14 protein-coding genes are annotated in these 14,088 nt (G+C 71.9%); 3 read left to right on the forward strand and 11 right to left on the reverse strand.

Annotated features, from left to right (window positions below; genetic code table 11):
• Window positions 1-17: 17 nt before the first annotated feature.
• Complete coding sequence (locus I5071_RS31205) at window positions 18-806, reverse strand: AraC family transcriptional regulator (protein ID WP_236516907.1); 789 nt, start codon at window positions 804-806, stop codon at window positions 18-20.
• Between the two features lie 234 nt (window positions 807-1,040).
• Here I5071_RS31205 and I5071_RS31210 point away from each other — a divergent pair, with 234 nt between their 5' ends.
• Entirely contained in the window at window positions 1,041-1,514 is a 474-nt protein-coding gene (locus I5071_RS31210; RefSeq protein WP_236516908.1) for an ester cyclase, read from the forward strand.
• 55 nt (window positions 1,515-1,569) lie between these two features.
• Here I5071_RS31210 and I5071_RS31215 read toward each other — a convergent pair whose 3' ends face one another.
• Genes I5071_RS31215 through I5071_RS31230 form a run of 4 tightly spaced genes read right to left on the reverse strand, consistent with a single transcriptional unit; the run spans window position 1,570 to window position 4,823 of the window.
• Window positions 1,570-1,800: a heavy-metal-associated domain-containing protein gene (locus I5071_RS31215; protein ID WP_236516909.1), complete on the reverse strand. Its 231-nt coding sequence runs from the start codon at window positions 1,798-1,800 to the stop codon at window positions 1,570-1,572.
• 47 nt (window positions 1,801-1,847) lie between these two features.
• Window positions 1,848-3,188 carry a copper oxidase gene (locus I5071_RS31220; RefSeq protein ID WP_236516910.1) on the reverse strand — a complete coding sequence of 447 codons (1,341 nt, stop codon included), beginning with the start codon at window positions 3,186-3,188 and terminating at the stop codon, window positions 1,848-1,850.
• Window positions 3,188-4,585, reverse strand: a complete 1,398-nt coding sequence (locus I5071_RS31225; RefSeq protein ID WP_236516911.1) for a TolC family protein — start codon at window positions 4,583-4,585, stop codon at window positions 3,188-3,190. The genes I5071_RS31220 and I5071_RS31225 overlap by 1 nt, the downstream gene beginning before the upstream one ends.
• On the reverse strand, window positions 4,575-4,823 hold the full coding sequence (locus I5071_RS31230) for a hypothetical protein (protein ID WP_236516912.1): 249 nt from the start codon (window positions 4,821-4,823) through the stop codon (window positions 4,575-4,577). The genes I5071_RS31225 and I5071_RS31230 overlap by 11 nt, the downstream gene beginning before the upstream one ends.
• 130 nt (window positions 4,824-4,953) lie before the next feature.
• Between I5071_RS31230 and I5071_RS31235 the strand changes: the two genes are divergently transcribed.
• A complete protein-coding gene (locus tag I5071_RS31235) occupies window positions 4,954-5,328 on the forward strand; it encodes a cupredoxin domain-containing protein (RefSeq protein ID WP_236516913.1) in 375 nt (124 codons plus the stop codon).
• Window positions 5,329-5,480: 152 nt separating this feature from the next.
• Window positions 5,481-6,599 (forward strand): hypothetical protein, encoded by a 1,119-nt coding sequence (locus tag I5071_RS31240; RefSeq protein ID WP_236516914.1) that lies wholly within the window; start codon window positions 5,481-5,483, stop codon window positions 6,597-6,599.
• Between the two features lie 19 nt (window positions 6,600-6,618).
• Here the strand turns inward: I5071_RS31240 and I5071_RS31245 are convergent, their stop codons facing one another.
• The 6 genes from I5071_RS31245 to I5071_RS31270 are packed head-to-tail and all read right to left on the reverse strand — an operon-like array spanning window position 6,619 to window position 14,072.
• The gene (locus I5071_RS31245; protein WP_236516915.1) at window positions 6,619-7,467 is read right to left on the reverse strand and encodes an MXAN_6577-like cysteine-rich protein; all 849 of its coding nucleotides are present in this window, start codon (window positions 7,465-7,467) and stop codon (window positions 6,619-6,621) included.
• Window positions 7,468-7,522: 55 nt separating this feature from the next.
• Window positions 7,523-8,263, reverse strand: coding sequence for a hypothetical protein (locus I5071_RS31250; protein WP_236516916.1), 741 nt, complete (start codon window positions 8,261-8,263; stop codon window positions 7,523-7,525).
• A 3-nt stretch (window positions 8,264-8,266) separates the two neighbouring features.
• Window positions 8,267-10,198, reverse strand: a complete 1,932-nt coding sequence (locus tag I5071_RS31255) for a radical SAM protein (protein ID WP_236516917.1) — start codon at window positions 10,196-10,198, stop codon at window positions 8,267-8,269.
• 17 nt (window positions 10,199-10,215) lie between these two features.
• A complete protein-coding gene (locus tag I5071_RS31260; RefSeq protein ID WP_236516918.1) occupies window positions 10,216-11,988 on the reverse strand; it encodes a radical SAM protein in 1,773 nt (590 codons plus the stop codon).
• Between the two features lie 6 nt (window positions 11,989-11,994).
• The gene (locus I5071_RS31265; RefSeq protein WP_236516919.1) at window positions 11,995-12,273 is read right to left on the reverse strand and encodes a hypothetical protein; all 279 of its coding nucleotides are present in this window, start codon (window positions 12,271-12,273) and stop codon (window positions 11,995-11,997) included.
• Window positions 12,274-12,284: 11 nt separating this feature from the next.
• Complete coding sequence (locus tag I5071_RS31270) at window positions 12,285-14,072, reverse strand: radical SAM protein (RefSeq protein WP_236516920.1); 1,788 nt, start codon at window positions 14,070-14,072, stop codon at window positions 12,285-12,287.
• Between the last annotated feature and the right edge of the window lie 16 nt (window positions 14,073-14,088).

The following is a 14,088-nucleotide window of genomic DNA, read 5'->3' on the forward strand; positions in this document are numbered from 1 at the left end:
GTGCGAGCTGGACGAGATCACGCGCCGCGCGCGAGCGCGAGAGGACGAGGACGCGCGTAGTCCGTCGGCGAGACGCCCACGATGCGGCGGAACTCGCGAGAGAGCGCGGCCGCGTCGGGGAAGCCGAGCGCGTGCGCCGCCTCGGTCTCGCGGCGACCCGACGCGAGCATCGTGCGCGCGATCGCGAGGCGCAGGCAGAGCACGAACGTGTGCGGCACCACGCCGTGGTGCGCGTGGAAGCTGCGCACGAGCTGCAGCTTCGTCGTGCGCGCGACGCCCGCGAGCTCGTCGAGGGTCGGTGGAGAGCGATGCCACGTCTCGAGCAGGTGCCGCGCGCGGCGCACCGGCGCGGGCTCGAGCTCGTCGTGATCGTCGTCGTGATCGACGTGGCGCACGAGGTCGACGAGCGAGTCGACGTCGCGATCGAGCACCGGGGGGCCGTCCGGCCAGCGCTCGCGGATGCGTGCGAGCGCGCTCTCGGTCGCGTCTGTCAGCTGCTCGTGGGGCACCGTGCGCGCGCCGCGGAGGAAGCTGCGGGGGAGCGAGATCAGCGTGAGCCGCGCGCCTCCGGGCTCGGCGCGGATCACCTCGAGCTCGAAGCCGCCGATGCGGCGCACCGCGCCTCGGGAGAGGACTCCGCGCGTGCCACGCCGATGGACCTGCACGCGTCCTTCGCTCACCCACGCGAGCGTCGTGACGCTCGGCATGTGGAGCCACACGCTCTCTCCCTCCATCCGCACGATCGCGTGCTCCACGCCGCGCCGATCGCGCGCGTGCTCGAACCGCACCGCCCCTCTCGGATGCATCGTCGTCCCCCCTCGCGAGAGCGCGCGTGACCAGCGCGCCTCGAACGAGATGTGCGCGCGGTGCGTCGGACCACGAGACCGTGTGCTCGGGCGTGACGGCGGCGTACGCGCATCGCGCGACGTGAGAGACGCGACGATGCGACGTGGACGTTGGTGGGATGAGGGCAGCGTCTAGCTCACCCGTCGACGTGCTCGATGCGACGTGCACGAGCGCGCTCGCATGGGGGTCTCGCCGTGAGCCAGAAACCGCAGGACATCGTTCGCGCGCTGCTCGAGGACACCTACTCGAAGGGGAAGGTCGAGCTCGTCTCGCAGCTCTGCGCCGACGAATTCGTCGCCCACGATCCGCTGATGGGCCGGATGGATCGCAAGGGGTTCGAGGAGCAGGTCAAGATGTACCGTCGCGCGTTCCCGGACGCGAAGATGGAGGTGGTCGAGCAGATCTGCTCCGGGGATCGCGTGATCACGAAGTGGCGCGCGAGCGGGACGCACCAGGCCGAGCTGATGGGCATCCCCGCGACCAACAAGAGAGCTCAGGTCGAGGGCGTGTCGATCGACCGCATCGTGAACGGCAAGGTCGTCGAGTCCTACGCGCAGTGGGACGCGATGGGGCTGATGCGGCAGCTCGGTGTGATGCCCGCCTCGATCCAGATGCGCCCGAACGGAGGCGGCGCGAAGGCGCCGCCGCCGCCCCAGGCGCGACGCTGAACGAGACGAGACGAGGCGCGCTCTCCGACCCAGGAGAGCGCGCCTCGCCGTTCCGTCACGCCGCGAGCGCGGCGTCGTAGCCGGCGTCGCGCAGCGCTCCGATCATCTCGTCGATGGTCGCGCGTGCGGGGTCGTGCTGGACGAGCGCCTCGCCCTCGCGGAAGCGGACCTGCACCGCGGCGACTCCGTCGAGATCGCGCAGCGCGTGATCGACGTGACGCACGCAGGACATGCAGGTCATTCCGGCGACGCGCAGGCGCGTCTCTCGATTCGTGCTCTCGGTCATGGTGGGAATCTCCTCTCGACCGTGAAGACGCACGCGCCGGGCGCGCATTACTCGAGATCGATTCCGTCGGCGCGCAGGCGCGCGGCATCGGCGGGGCCGGCGACGCTGCCCGCGGGGTGCTCGAACCAGCCGTTGGGATCGGCGCTCTCGGGGCGCTCGCGCACCTTGAGCACGGTGAACATGCCGCCCATGTCGATGTAGCTGAACGGGCCCCGCGCGCCGCGCATCGGGAGCGAGTTGGGCGGGATGTCCATCTCCATCTCGCCCATGCCGCCCATGCCGGTCTGGCCCATCGACATGTACTCGGGGACGACGCGCGACATGCGTCGATCGACGGTGCTGGTGTCGACTCCGACCATCGGCGGCAGGCCGTGTCCCATCTGCGTCATGACGTGATGGGTCATGTGGCAGTGCATCGCCCAGTCGCCGGGCTCGGTGGGCGTGAATTCGATGACTCGCGTGCTCCCGACCGGGACGATCACGGTGGTCTCGGGATATTGCGCGCTCTGCGACACGTATCCGCCGTCGGTCGCGGTCATCACGAAATTCAATCCGTGGAGGTGGATCGGGTGGTGATCCATCGGAGAGAGATTGCCGAGACGGATTCGCACTCTCTCTCCGACTCCCACGAGCAGCGGCTCGGTGCCCGGATACGACTTGCCGTTGAACGTGAGGACGTTGAAGTCGTTCATCGCGTTGGGATCGGGACGGCGCGCGCCGACCTCGAGCTTCCATTCGTGCGTCATCAGCACGAAGTCGCGATCGACGCGGGGACCCACGGGGCGGCGCGGATGCACGATGAACATGCCCGCCATGCCCAGCGCGATCTGGGTCATCTCGTCGTAGTGCGAGTGGTACATGAACGTGCCGGGGTGACGGAGATCGAATTCGTAGACCCACGTCTCGCCGGGCGGAATCGGGCGCTGATTGAGGCCCGAGACTCCGTCCATGCCATTCGGGAGGATCAATCCGTGCCAGTGCACGGTGGTGGGCTCGGGGAGTCGATTCGTGACGTACACGCGAATGCGCTCGCCCTCGACGGCCTCGAGGGTCGGGCCCGGGGTGTGCCCGTTGTAGCCCCACACCCGCGCTCGCATGCCGGGCGCGAATTCGTGATCGAGCTCGTGCGCGACGAGGTGACCGACCTTCACGCCGTCGCGGATGGTCCAGGGCAGCGAGACGCCATTGGGCGTGATCACCGCGGGCTGTCCGCCCGGCGCCGCGACGCGCGAGGCGGGACGACGCTCGAAGGTCGGCACGGCGGCCGCGGCCGTGGCGCTCGCCTCGGCGTGCGCGTGCGCGTCCTGCGCGCTCACCTGCGCGGCGCGCGTGAGCACCGCTGCGCCGGCGGCCGCGCCGCTCCAGCGGAGAAACGATCGACGATCCATCAGTGACCTCCCGCGGAGCCCTGGTCCGCGCCGATTCCGGTGCTCGAAGAGACGACTGCGCCGCTCACGCGACGGCCGCGCAGCAGCGCCTCCAACGCTGCTCGCGCGGTCCAGTACTCGCGCAGCGCGTCGATGGCGGAGAGCTCGGCCGAGAGCTGTGCGCGCAGCGCGGTGACGAGCTCGAAGACGCCGACCTGCATCGCGTTGTACTGCAGCAGCGTCTGGCGGAAGACGCGCGCGCGCGCCGGGACGATCACGCCCTCGTACTGCTTCGCGCGCAGGTGCGCGGAGGCGAGGCGATTGCACGCGTCGCGGGCCGCCGATCGGATGTCGATCGCCGTGCCCTCGTAGCGCTCCATCAGCGCGTCGAACTCGGCCTCGTACGCGGCGGTCGTGCCCTCGTTGCGATCGAAGATCGGCAGCTCGATGCTCGCGCCGCCGCCCATCTCCCAGGTCTGTCCGTCCTGCTCGGCGTGCACGTCCACCGTGACGTCGGGCAGCCATCCCTCGGTGCGCGAGAGTCCGACCCGGCCCGCGATCGCCTCGAGGCGCATCCGGGTCTCCGCGAGCTCGGTGCTCGACTCGATCGCGTCGCGCTCGAGCGCCTCGGGGATCGCGCTCTCCTCGGGCACGTCGTCGAGCGGCGCGGCGATGGACCACTCGGTGGCGTCACCGTGCAGACCGAGCACCCGGTGCAGGCGCTCGCGCGATCCGGCGCGCGCGAGCTCGAGCTCGGCGGTGACGGCGCGCGCCTCTTCGTAGGCGGCGATCTGCGTCGCGACGTCGAGCTCGGGCACGTTGCCCGCGTCGAACAGCATCGTCGCGGTGTCGCGGGCGGCGGCGAGGGCATCGAGCGCGCGCACCGCGACCGCGAGCCGCTGCTCGGCGGCCTGTGCGTCGTAGAACGCGGCGCGCGCGAGGTATGCGGTCTCGATCACCCGGCCGGCGGCGCGGAAGCGCGCGGCGTCGAGCTCGCGGCTCGCGACGTCGACGCGCATCGGGGTGAGCAGCGCGTGGGTGAGCTCGAACTCGGCGTAGAGCTCGACCTGCAGCGGCTGCTCGGGATCGTCCTGCGAGCGCAGATCGATCTCGATCTCGGGGTTCGGCAGGAGGCCCGCCTGGAGCACGCGGCCGCGCTCGATGCCGAGCTCGCGCAGCGCGGCGCGGAGCTCGCGGTGGTTCGCGATCGCGAGGCGCACCGCGTCGTCCGCGTCGAGCGGCGCGCGCAGGATCTCGCGCACCCGCGCGTCGCCGACCGGGTCGACCTGATCGAGCACGTCGGGCGGCAGCGCTTGGCCGCTGATCGTCTCGATGCGATCGAGGTCGCCGCGGATCGACGTGGTCGCGCAGCCGGCGCCGAGCAGCGCGAGGACGATCGCGATCAGGCTAGCGCGCATGATCGTGACCTCCGTGCGAGGCGGGGATGCTCGCGGGCTCGAGACCGTGCCAGCCCTGCGTCGACTCACCGGGCAATGGCGGGTCCTCGCGCAGCGCGCGGCCGACGTCGGCGACCGGCGCCTCGACGGCGTCGGACGAGATCGGCGAGGACGGGGGGAACGCGGCGGGGAGGGATCGCGTGCACGCCGCGAGGGCGGCGGCGATCACGATCGCGAAGAGGGTCGTTCGAGTGCGCATGTCGTGGCTCTGCGGGGCAGACGCGCACGTGCTCCGGGCATTACACCGGTCGTTTCGGTCGCCTCGAGCGGCCTCGCGGCGTAATGGGAGCGCGGCGCCGGCGTCTGCGTGGGCGAGAGGAGACGTGGAGATGACGAAGACCGCGAAGAGAGTGGTGCTCGTGTTGGCGCTGGCGCTCGGATCGGGCGTGGTCGCGGTGCCTCGGACCGAGTCGATGGCGAGCGCACAAGAGGTGCGCGAGATCGAGATCGTGGTGCGGGGCAGCTATCAGCCGAATCGGATCGTGGTGCGCGAGGGCGAGCGGGTGCGGCTGCGCTTCGTGCGGCACGAGTACGCGTCCTGCACGCGCGAGGTGGTGTTCCCGGCGCTCGGCATCCGTCGCGAGCTCCCGCCGCACCAGCCGGTCGTGATCGAGCTGCCGCAGCTCGCGGTCGGCGAGCACGAGTTCCGATGCGGCATGAACATGGTGCGCGGAACGATCGTGGTGGAGCCGCGCGGGGCCTGAGCGAGGGTATGCATGGATGCATGGCGCGGGTGCCCCGCCATGCATCCGTGCATGGGTCAGTCGTTCTGGGAGATCCGGTCGCGCGCCAGCGCGATCTGCGTCTCGGCGCGCGCTACACTCGGGCCTGCACTTTCTTCCTTTTGCGAGGTCCGATGCACAAGAACGTCTTCGTCGCGCTGCTCCCGCTTCTCGGGGGCTGCTATCTGCACCACACACTCGGCTCGACCGACGGCGACGGTGGCGCGCTCGACTCGAGCCTGCCGCCAACCATCGCCGACGCCGCGGGGCCGGTGCCGACGTGCCCTTTGACCGAGCGCTGTACCGTCGCCGACGGTAGCGACATCCGCGCGATCGCGGTCGACGACGAGCGCGTGTACTGGGTCGAGCACGGCACGTTCGACGCGCTCGGGAACCATCGGGGCGACGGACGGCTTCGCGTCGCGCCGGTCGAGGGCGGCCCCGCGACCACCATCCTCGAAGGCCTCGCTGGACCGGTCGACGTGCGCCTCACGAGCACGCACGTGTTCATCGGGCTCGCCAGCGCCACGCGAGAGGACGGAACCCGCGGAGCCGTGACTGCACGCGTGGCACGCGAAGGCGGCTCGCTCGAGCACCTCACGAACGAGCCGTTGCGCCGGTGCGGCACCTGCTTCGCGTCGGACGGCGACCTCGCGGTGTGGGTCGACGACGTCGCGATCCGCGTGCAGGGCGCGGCGGATGCCACGCCGAGATCGATCCGAGAAGGCGCGCGGCGCGCGGTGACGGCGCTCGCGCTCGACGGCGACGACGCGCTCGTGCTCACCGCGGTGCGCGGAGGCGAGGAGCGCTCGGTGCTCCGCATCGCGCTCGACGACGGAGAGACGATGCCGATCGCGACGCTGCCGCTCACGGGGGGCGAGGACACGCTGGCGCTCGTGGACGACGAGCTCTGGATCGAAGAGGGCGCGGGCCGGACCGAGACGTTCCTCTCGCGCAAGCCGATCGACGGCGGCGCGTGGGCCCGCGCGGTGGCGCTGCCGAACGGCGAGCGGATCGCGCGCATCGTGACGGCCGATCGGCGCATCGCGATCTCGCTGCGACGGCCCGGACGAGGGCTGCCGATCGCGGTCCACGCCGCAACGCCGGGCGATGCGACGTTGCGTACGATCGTCGATGGGCTCTCGCCCGAGTTCGCCGGCGCCGGCACGTGGAACGTGCCTTTCGACGCGAACGCCGAGCTCGTCCTGTGGGTCGTCGACGACGGGTCCGCGATCGTGCGTGCGCCCTGGTGAGCGCCGCGCGGTTCGTGGGTCAGTCGTTCTGGGCGCCGGCGCAGATCCAGTCGCGCACCAGCGCGATCTGGGCGGCGGGAAGATCGCCGCGACCGAGCGGCATGCGCTGCCCCGAGCACGCAGTGCCGACGAGCTTCTGGTAGAGCGCGCTGCCCTCGGGATCCCCGGGCGCGACGAGGGGGCGCGCGTCGGTGCACGTCGAGGCGACGTCGACGAGCTCGCCGTACGCGCGGCCCGAGGTGAGCTCGAGGTCGGCGGAGGGACGGTTGCTGCCGTGACATCCGTCGACGCACGACGCGGTGAAGATCGGCTGCACGTCGCGCGCGAACGACACGTCGCCGCCGCACGCGACGCAGCTCCCGCCCTCGCAGCGCTCGCCCGCGCCGCACGCGTTGCCACACCCGCCGCAGTGCGCGGTGTCGGTCGAGGTGTCGACGCACGATCCGTCGCAGAGCTCGAGGCCGCCGCCGCAGGTGCACTCGCCGGCCATGCAGCTGCTGCCGCCGACGCACGTGTTGCCGCACTCGCCGCAGTGCGTCGCGCTGCGCTCGGTGTCGACGCACGATCCGCCGCACGAGGTCGTGCCGCTCGGACATCCGCCGGTGAGGCAGCGCGATCCGCTGCAGACCTCGTCCGCGTTGCACGCGTTGCCGCACGCGCCGCAATTGGAGAAGTCGCTCGCGAGGTCGACGCACTGGCCGCCGCACGAGGTCGCACCTCCGGTGCACGACGCGGAGCCATCGAGCGCGCCGCCGGCGTCGGGCGGCGGGATCACCCGCGGGCCTGCGGGGCGAGTGTCGTCGGTGCACCCTGACGATCCCACCACCAGAACGAAGAGCGCGAGCCCGGGCGCGAACGCACGAATCATGTGCCGCGTGGATGACCGCGCTCGCGGGCATCCTTCAGCGTCGTCGACGAACCGGCTATTCGGGCCCGAGCCGGATCAGGACCGCGATGTCCTCGACGTCCGAGGCCACGTCGGTCCGCAGCACCAGCGCACCGGGGAACGTCGCGCGCCACTCGCGCTCGTCGGCTGGGGTCGCGCCCCACAGCGCCACCACCGAGCCGTCGAGCAACGCTGGCTCGGCCGCGCGTAGCGTCGTCCGCAGCACGATGTTCGGCGCGCGGCAGTCGAGCACGATCATCACCGGCGAACCCCCGCACGCCTCGATCGTCTGCACGAGCGTGCGCGCGTCGACGACCCGGTGCACCGACGTCTGCACGCGCAGCGAGAGCCGTCGCGCGTCCTGCGGAGAGCCCGCGAGCAGGATCGCCGCGAAGCGCTGTCGCTCCTCGACCTCGGCGCCGGGCGGGGGCGCGGGCAAGGTCTCGACGCTGCGGTGCTCCATGCGCTCGAGCGCGGCGATCAGCGGCACGAGCCGCACCGCGATCGCATCGCCCGCATCCTCACCGAGGCGATCGCGCGCCTCGACCAGCAAGTGGTCGTGCACGAAGCGATCGAGCTCGCGGGGCTCGCGCGGGATCCCTTCGCGCCCCGCCGCGGCGAGGGCGCGCTTGAGGATCGCGTCCGCGGTCTCCGTCGTCGCGTACGCGTCGAGCGCCTCGCGCACGATCTTCGCGACGAGCACCACCTCCGCGCCCGACTCGTGCTCGTCGGGCGCCTCACCGGGGCGCAGGGTCGGTCGCTCACGGGGACGATCCATCGCTCACGCCACCACGGGAAGTCGGCGCGCGCCGCTCGGCACGCTCGAACGCCCGCGCGACGCCGCTTCGGCCGCGACTGCGGCGCGCGTCGCGCGGATCTCGGAGAGCCACTCGGGGCGCGTGCGCCGCGCCCACTGCTCGAACACGTCCACTTCGCGCAGCACCTTCGCGACCGCGTCGCCGTCGGGATAGAAGTCGAGGCCCTCGTGGTTCTCGGGATTGAGCGCCATGAGGCGGATGCGGAGGTTGCGCGCGTGCGCGAGCTCGCCGAACCGGACGAGTGTGTGGGCGGACGCGGGCTGGACCACGAAGCTCACCGTGATGCCGAACCACCGGTGGTGTCGACCCCGGAATCGGATGAGCGCGTCGAGGTTCTCGAGCACCCGTGACATCTCCACACCGCGCTGCACCCGCTCGTAGACCTCGGGCGTGCCCGCGTTGAGGCTGATCGTCACGTCGCCGAGCGTGCAGCGCTGCATGCGCGCGAGCACCGGCTCGGTGAGGAGCGAGCCGTTCGTGACGAAGTCGATCGCGCAGTCGGGATACTTCGCGACGTCGAATTCGCGGAGAAAACGCATGGTCGAGGGGTTCGCGAGGGGCTCGCCGCCGAGCATCGTGAGGGTCTGCAGCGTCGGCAAGAGGGCGGGCAGCTCCTCCCAGATCGACTCCGGGAGCTCGCGGCGCGGGGTGCGACCGAGGTCGCACATGATGCAGTCGTAGTTGCAGTAGGTGCTGGGACAGATCGCGAGGCGCAGCGGCTTGCTGCGCACGACCTCGCGGCGCTCCGCGATGTCGTCGGCGATCAGCAGTTGGTTCGCGACGAACGCTTCGCTGCCGGTCTGGATGCGGAACGACTGCTCGTCGTACTTGCGATCGTGGAGGCGCGAGCAGATCGGATGGCAGAGCGCGCCGTGATCGCTGCCGATCATCTGGCGCCGTGCGAGCTGGTATCCGGGGCCGTTCCAGATCGCGCCGAGCGACGCGTGATGGACGTTGCCACGATCGCCGATCGTCCAGGTGGAGCAGCACTGCCGCACGAGCCCGTTGGGATCGACGACCTCCATCGTCGTCCACGGCGTGGTGCAGATCACGTCGGGGCCGCGGCGCTTGCTCGTGATCGCGGCGGGCACCTGCTGCTGGGTGGTGCGCATGCGCGTCCACGGGAGCACCGCATCGCGGATCGGCTCGGCGGCGCGCGCGTCGTCCTCGGAGAGCGCGCCGCGATCGGTGAAGCGACACGAGCTGCGCAGCGCGCACTCGCTGCACGCTGGCAGCGTGGTGTTCGGAGCGTCGCTCGCACCGTCCTTCAGCGTCGTGCGGAACGCGGTCGGTCGCGCGGCCCACACGCTCGGCAGCGTGCACGGCGGGAGATAGCCGCGATCGAGCGCACGATGGCCCGAGAAGCTCACGTTCGGGCACGCGAGGAGGAGTCGCGCGATCGACGAGGGCGACGCTTCGATCTCGGGCTTGCCCCAGTCGCGACGCACGAGCTCGAGCCACACCACGCGGGGGGCGAGGCGCATCGCGAGCGGCGCGACCATCGGGAACGTCGCGGGCCGTGCGATCACGCGCGCCTGGGTCTCGAGCCCGAGCGCTTCGGCGTCGGCGATCACGCGCTCGCCGTCGCCGGCGCGCATCGCGCGCAGGAGCTTCTCGCCCACGCCTTCGATCTGCACGAGCACGCCGTGGACGCCCGCGTCGCGCAGCGCGCGCAATCGATCGGGCCCGAGCGATGCCGCGGGCGCCTCGAGCCACACCCGGTGATCGCGTGCCTCGGCGAGGAACGCATCGAGCGCGGGCCACGCGGTCGCGTCGCCGCCGCCGAGGAGGACCTCTTCGTGGTCGAAGAGACGTCGCGCCTCGACGAGCGTCGCGGGACGACCCGTCGGCGCGCATGCATCGCACGCAGCACACGGGGTCGCGCAGCGCGGCATGACGGCGAGCCGATGCACTACGTGCCCTCCGTGAAGGGGCGGAACTCCGCGTCACCGTGGAGCGCGAGGTAGTGCTTCGGCACACCCATGCACGCGTCGCGCATCGCGCAAGGCTCGCACGCCGCGACGCGCGTGAGCCAGTCCGACTCCCACGCGTGATAGCGCGGCAGCGCGCGCTGGGCGGCGATGGTCCCGAGGTAGCTCGCGTCGGCGCCGAGCACGCAGAGCGAAGGAATGCCCGTCGGATCCTGGAGATCGCGCACGTTCAGGCCCGCGGCGCGCGCGCGATCGATCGCCTCGCGCAGCCGGGTCGCGTAGTCGGAGTACCGCGGCACGTGGCGCAGGCCCTCGTCGCGCGTCGCGAACTCGTTGCGCGGCGAGTGGAACTGCACGACGAGGCGATCGCGGTGGGCGCCCCAGCGCGTGACCACGAGATCGACGAAGTCGAGCAGCAGCGGCGCGTTGTCGACGAAGATCAGGTGATTGAGCAGCACGCGCACGCCCGCCTCGAGCAGCGCGTCGATGCCGCGCAGCGTGCGCGCGTGGGTGCCCGGCGCGGCGGTGAGGCGATCGCTGATCGCGGAGTCGGGCCCGTGCAGCGAGACCTGCGCGCTGGTGAGGCCGGCGTCGGCGAGCGCGCGCGCGGCGCCCGGCTTGTCGAGGAGCACCGCGTTGGTCTGCAGCTCGATCTCCTCGAAGCCGATCGAGCGCGCGTAGCGCACGTGATCGACGAGATCGCGGCTCAGCGTGGGCTCGCCGCCGGTGAGGATCACGCGCGTCGATCCGCGACCGCGCGCGGCCTCGAGCGCGGCGCGCACGTCGTCCTTCGAGAGATCGACGTCCATGTCGGCGAGCTCGCAGAACGTGCACGTCTGGTTGCAGCGATAGACGAGCCCGATGCGGCTGGTGGGCCGCTCGTGCGGCGTGCCGTCGCCGATCGGCTCGTAGTCGTAGTCGACGTGGAAGAACGTCTTCACGTCCTCGGCGCCCAGCACGCGGAGGCGCTTGCCCGCGTTGCGCCCGGGGCGCGCGTAGGGCGTCGCGGCGGCGATCGGGCACGGCGTGATCGTGTCGGCGAGGCGCGCCAGCTCGGCGGTCGTGATCGTGCAGAGCTCGGCGAGCGCGCAGGTCTCGCACGCGTCGTGGGCGGCGTTGCGATGGGCGGCCTCGGCGCCGGGACGGCCGGGGAGCACGTCGCGGAAGCGCGGCGCGAGCAGGCGCCGGGCGTGCGGCGGGAGCTCGACGAGACAGGGCGGGAGCGGATGATCGTTCGCGAGGGAGAGATCGATCTTCGCCTTGCGCGCGTCGGCGTCGGTGCGCGCGACGTCGTCGGCGATCGCGGCGCTGATCGCGCGCGGCGCGAGCTCGACGTGATCGAGCTCGGGGGCGACGCGGCGCAGCCACCCGAGGCGCTGCTGGGCCGAGGGCGCGCCGGGCTCGATCGGGAGCTGCACGACGACCTTGCGATCGAGGGCGCGCCACGCGCGCGCGAGCTCGAGCGCGGGACGAGGATCACGACGCAGCACCCGCAGCACCAGCCGCGTCACTCCGGCCTCGGCGAGCGCGGCGAGCGACGCCGGTGCGATCGCTGCGCCCTCGTCGATCACGAGATCGACGTCGGACGCGCCGCGCGCCGCATCGGCGACCCGGGTGACGCTCTCGGTCGCGCCCTCCCCCGAGATCACGATGGTGCGCGCACCGCGCGACACCGCGCCCGCGATGCGCGCGCGCAGCTCGGCGAGCACGACGTCGGAGGGCCTCCGGCGGATCTCGAAGTGCTCGACGTACATCGTCGATCAGGGCTCGCGACGCGGGAAGCGTCGATCGAGCTCGCGCACGACGTGCTCGGTGACGAGCCGCACGATCGTGTCGATCACGCGCTTCTCCTGGAAGTCCCCATCGCCGCCGCGATGATGACGGCGATCGTCGCGATCGCGCGACGCGCCGCACGCGTGGCAGCGATGGTCGCGATGATGATGATGGTGCTCGCGATGACCGCGCTCGTCCTCGAGCCGCGCGAGCCGATGATCGAGCTCGCGGAGCCGATCGAGGATCTCGTCGAGACGATCGTCCATGTCTCCTCCTCTCAGCTCGGCGCGAGGATCTCGCGGAGCGTCACGGGCTGGAACTCCTCGTCGCCGTGGAGCTCGACGTAGGCGCGCAGCAGCACGCCCGGGCAGATCGTGCGCATCGCACAGCGCTCGGCGTGTGGACAGGGCACCGTCGCGGCGGAGAACGCGTCGCCCGCGCGCTGGCGATAACGCGAGTCGCGGTACTCGGTGCCCGGGATCGGCGGGGCGATCTCGTCGTGGGGGAGCCACTCGATGAGGCGCACGCCGTGCGCGCTCGCGGCGCGATGGATCACGCACGGCGCGACGCCCTCGAGCAGCTGCTGCGCCTCGCGCGCCGAGCACTTCGGGCCCGTCGTGCGCGCGCGCTCCGCGAAGAGCGCGCTCGCGACCTCGTGCTGGCGCGGCGCGCTCTCGAAGTAGCGATCGGCGCGCGACTCGAAGCTCGGATAGGGGAAATGCGCGGAGAGCGTGACCCGTCGCTCGTTCGCGAACGCCCAGAGCGCGTGCAGCTCGTGGTGGTTCTTCGACGTGATCACCGAGAGCAGCGAGACCCGCACCTCGCCCATCTCGTGCAGGTTCACGAGCGCGCGCTGCACCTCGTCGAACGCGCCGGGGCGGCCCACCACCGCGTCGTGCACCGCCGCGGTCACGCCGTAGATCGGCACGAAGATCTCGCGGTGCGGCGGCAGCGCGGCGAAGAGCTTCTCGGCGAACGCACGATCGGAGAGCCGCGTCGCGGGCGAGAAGATCTGCACGCGCTGGTAGCCGAGCGCGCTCGCGAGCTTCGCGACGTCGACCACCCGGCTGTAGGAGAGCGGGTCGTATCCGTTGAGGCGGAACGTGCGCACCCCGCGCCGCGCCTCGCGCGCGAGATCGTTCGACACCGCGGCGAACGTCTCGTCGCCTCCGTCGAACGCGGGCGCCGTGCTCTTCACGCTGCAGAACGCGCACTGCTGGCCGCACTCCGAGGAGATCGCGAGGTTGAGCACCTCGTCCTCGCGCGCGAGATCGATCCCGTCGCCGGGCGCGATCACGATCGCGTCCTCGGGGAACGTGATCGACAAGCGCGGGTGGTCGTTGAGCTGCACCACGAACGCGACGAACGCACGCAGCGTCTCGATGCTCGGCGACGAGGGGCGCCCCATCGTCACGTGATCGAGCTGCAGGTGCGCGCTGCGCGCGAATCCGGGGGGATCCGGCAGGTGCGGCGAGATGCAGAAGATCGCGCGCTCGTCGCTCGTGGCGTGCGTGAAGTCGAGCACCAGCGAGCGATCGATGTCGCCGCGCAGCATGGTGCGCGACGCGGGGTACACGTCGGCGAGCGACCATCCGCCCGCGACCGGGATGCCCTCGACGATCCACGGCACGAGCAGCTCGCGCACGCCCTCGGGCGTGAAGACGATGCCCTGGCGATCGGCGCGGCGCCCCATCACCTCGGCGATCGTCGCGCGCGGGAACGCGGAGAGGCGCGCGTCGACCGCGAGCGCGATGCCGAGCACGAGGTTCGCGACCACCTCGCGTCCTTCGGGCCCGGTCTGCGCGACGCTCGCCCGATATCGCACCTGGCAGTGTGCGAGGCGCCGGAACACCGGGCCCGGCGCACCGAGGGGCACGACGCGCACCTCGACCCAGTCGCGCGAGCGCGTCGCCGAGAAGCGAACGAGCAGCTCGTCGTCGCTCGGCAGATCCACGCGGTCGTAGGCCCACCCGGTGGGAGCCCCGGTGAGGAGCGCGAGCGGGCTGCGGCCCGTGCCTCCGCGTACTGCCAGGGAGCCCGAGGGCTCCTGCGCGTCGCCGTCCACGGGCCGATGGTATCAA

This window comes from Sandaracinus amylolyticus (assembly GCF_021631985.1).
Taxonomy (GTDB): domain Bacteria; phylum Myxococcota_A; class Polyangia; order Polyangiales; family Sandaracinaceae; genus Sandaracinus; species Sandaracinus amylolyticus_A.